This is a genomic window from Oleiphilus sp. HI0123 (assembly GCF_001635315.1).
This window is the reverse complement of the sequence record NZ_LWGE01001273.1, coordinates 1-3274: the sequence shown is the minus strand read 5'-3', so window position 1 is coordinate 3274 and position 3274 is coordinate 1. Positions and strand designations below refer to the sequence as shown.

The following is a 3274-nucleotide window of genomic DNA, read 5'->3' as shown; positions in this document are numbered from 1 at the left end:
CACAAGAATGGCATAGTGACTTTGCTGTCCGTTATTCACATTATGTCGGTGAATTAGAGTTTGCTTTATCTCATTTTTCCGGCACGAGTCGTGAAGCCAGTTTCCGCCCGAATGCTACGTTTTCTGAGTTAGTTCCTCATTATCATCTTATCGATCAGACTGGTATTGAACTTCAATATATTTATGACTCTTGGCTATTAAAGTTTGAAGGTATCACCAATTCCGGCTTTGGTGATGCTCTTGGTAGAAAAGGTCGATATAGCGCCGCAGTATTTGGCTTTGAATATACCCAAGTGGGTATTTTCGAAAGCTCTGCTGATCTGGGGTGGGTGTTGGAATATATGTTTGATGACCGTAAAGAGCACGCAACTCACGCTTTTGAACGAGATATTTTTGCCGGTTGGCGTTATGCCTTTAATGATGAAGACTCCTCTGAAATCCTAACGGGCGTCATTTTTGATCCACGTACTGAGGAATTGATGTTTTCATTCGAGGCGAACAAGCGACTGGCGAGCGATCTTAAGTTGAATATTGAAGCGCGCGTGTTTCACGGTGCCGAAAGTGACGACCAATTGAAAACTTACGGTCTAAGAGATGAAGACTATTTAGAGCTGGAGTTAGTGAAGTACTTCTAAAAGTATGGCTTTTATGCCTGATTTAAATTTATTTATGTTTTTTTGTTGGTAAAACTCGCTATATTGCTGTGATGACATACACTTTTGTTAAGTACTGTGTGAATTGTAATTGAATGTTGAGAAAGGCCATGTCTACATATACTTCATCCCCGAATTCTAGCGTTGAAGGCGGGAGCCGCATAGAGACAACCAATTTTGTGATCGATGCAAAGCACGATATCTTGACGATCGATATGCTTGGAACATGGAATGAGGGGAATACCTTAGACTATGTCGCTAGTTATAAACGTTTGGTTCACCGCTATTTTACCCGAGAGTGGGCTTGTGTGATCAACTTAAAGGGCATGGATATGCTTCTATCCGAGTCGTTTCAAATCGAAACACTAAAGGCGCTTAATGCTTGGTCTTATATTAAAGGAATGAAGGCTATTGCTGTTGTATTTAGTAGCAATAACCGAAGTCACTTGCTCTATCAGTTCGAAGAAATATTCAAGGTTAAGCACCCCTATGCAACGTCGGTATGCTTGAGTGAATTTGAAGCTTCTCAATGGCTTGATTCTCAGGGGTTTAAGATGAAAACCTTGAATTCGTCACCAAAACTAACAAGCATTGCTGTATAATCTCCGCGTTCATTGTCTAACAATTCTAGTTGCTTTCGCGGGTGATTTATTTTGATAAAAGTCTTAGTCGTTGATGATCATGATCTGATTCGTGCAGGTATTGCGCGTATGTTGCTTGATGACGGTGCGATTGAGGTAGTCGGTGAAGCATCTTCTGGTGAAGATGCTTTAAGCAAAGCGCGCGAACATTCCCCTGACGTTGTCTTGATGGACCTCAAAATGCCCGGCATTGGTGGGCTAGAGGCAACACGAAGGCTAAAGCGTCAAAATGAGCAAACAAAAGTCGTAGTTGTAACAGCTTGTATTGATGATCCTTACCCAAGCCACGTTTTAGAATCGGGTGCTTCGGCATATGTTTCGAAGAACAGCCATATTTCTGAGATGATCAAGGCAATCAAGCAAGTTCATAGCGGCGAGCGTTATATTAGCCCTGATATTGCACAGGCTATGGCCTTAGGTAAAGCGAACTCGTCTCCTTTTGACAGTTTGTCTGAGCGAGAACTGCAGATTGCCACGATGATTATGGATTGCCAGAAAGTTCAGAGCATATCAGACAAGCTTTGTCTGAGCCCAAAGACAGTAAATAGTTATCGCTATCGGATATTTGAAAAGCTGGATATCACCAGTGATGTTGAATTGACCTTGCTTGCTGTGCGAAATGGTTTGTTAGATGTCGACCGACCCAATTGATCTGCAAGAATCCTTCTCAGAATCTTCCTCATTTGACTCTAAAAGCTTTTTATCTGGATTGACTACAAGTCCGGGAGTCTACCGTATGTATGGTAGTGACGGAAGCATACTGTATGTTGGTAAGGCAAAGCATCTCAAAAAACGTGTTTCCAGTTATTTTGCTCGTCAGGGTTTGTCTCTTAAGACTCAATCGCTAGTCAGCAAAATCGCTAAAATAGAAGTCACGCTAACCCGTAGCGAGACAGAAGCGCTGATTCTAGAACAGAATCAGATAAAGACCCTTAAGCCCCCGTACAATATTCTCTTGCGAGATGATAAGTCTTACCCCTATATCTATTTGGCAAGCGATAAAGAATACCCTTCATTATCCATGAAAAGGGCGCGTAGCAAAGGGAAGGTTGGACGTTATTTCGGGCCCTTTCCAAGCTCTGGTTCAGTAAAAGAAAGCCTGAACATGCTTGAGAAAATCTTCAAGGTTCGCCAATGTCATGATAGCTATTACAACAACCGCTCTCGCCCTTGTCTTCAGTATCAGATAAAACGCTGCAAAGCTCCGTGTGTCGGTTTGGTTAGTCACGAAGAGTACCTGGAAGATGTTAAAAGTGTTGAGATGTTTCTGCAGGGAAAGAGTCCTGAATTAATCCGTAGGCTTATTTCGCAAATGGAGCAGGCTTCTATAGAGCTTAAGTTCGAAGAGGCCGCAGAGATAAGAGATCAGATTGAGCATCTTCGACATGTTCAGGAAAGCCAGTCTGCCGAGGGTGGGACGCAGAGCCTGGATGTAGTTGTACTCGTAGCAAAAGGCGGCTCGGTTGTAGCATCAATGCTTTATGTGCGTAACGGGCGAATTCTTGGCCATAAGAACTACTTCCCCAAGTTGTCTCTGGAGATGAGCAATAATGAAATGCTGTCGAGCTTTGTCGAGCAATATTATATTGGCCAGAATGAGTCTAGAGATATTCCGGGAGAGATTGTTCTAAACGAATCATTGAGTAATCAGGCATTGATTACCGAAGCCATCGAGCAGGTAGTTGGTAAGAAGGTGAAAATCTCTACCAAGGTGAAACAATTAAAGGCGCAATGGCTTAAGCTAGCGAGCACGAATGCAGAAAATGCCCTGCAAACGCACTTGGCTAATAAAGAAAACATGTTTCATAAGTTCGATGCTCTGGCGGAACTACTGCAGCTTGAGGATCGACCCAAACGCATGGAGTGCTTTGATATTAGCCACAGCTCAGGTGAAAAAACAGTGGGCTCCTGTGTTGTCTTTAATGAGGCGGGGCCAATGAAGTCGGACTATCGGACCTATAATATTGAAGGTATTACCGG

The 3274-nt window shown here is 43.0% G+C and carries 3 protein-coding genes and 1 pseudogene; all 4 read left to right on the top strand.

Going from position 1 to position 3274, the window contains the following annotated elements:
- Positions 1–635: pseudogene (locus A3761_RS27765) on the top strand (hypothetical protein); the annotation flags it as partial.
- A 128-nt stretch (positions 636–763) separates the two neighbouring features.
- Positions 764–1255: a hypothetical protein gene (locus A3761_RS15105; RefSeq protein WP_068515805.1), complete on the top strand. Its 492-nt coding sequence runs from the start codon at positions 764–766 to the stop codon at positions 1253–1255.
- 51 nt (positions 1256–1306) lie between these two features.
- Positions 1307–1945: a UvrY/SirA/GacA family response regulator transcription factor gene (gene uvrY / locus A3761_RS15100; protein ID WP_068515802.1), complete on the top strand. Its 639-nt coding sequence runs from the start codon at positions 1307–1309 to the stop codon at positions 1943–1945.
- Positions 1926–3274 (top strand): excinuclease ABC subunit UvrC (uvrC, locus tag A3761_RS15095; protein ID WP_068750434.1); only part of this gene is annotated, 1349 nt, incomplete at its 3' end. The genes uvrY and uvrC, both read left to right, overlap by 20 nt.

What these genes read in the sequence shown, in the direction of transcription:
- A3761_RS15105 (WP_068515805.1), top strand. Translation starts at nt 764, where the DNA reads ATGTCTACATATACTTCATCCCCGAATTCTAGCGTTGAAGGCGGGAGC.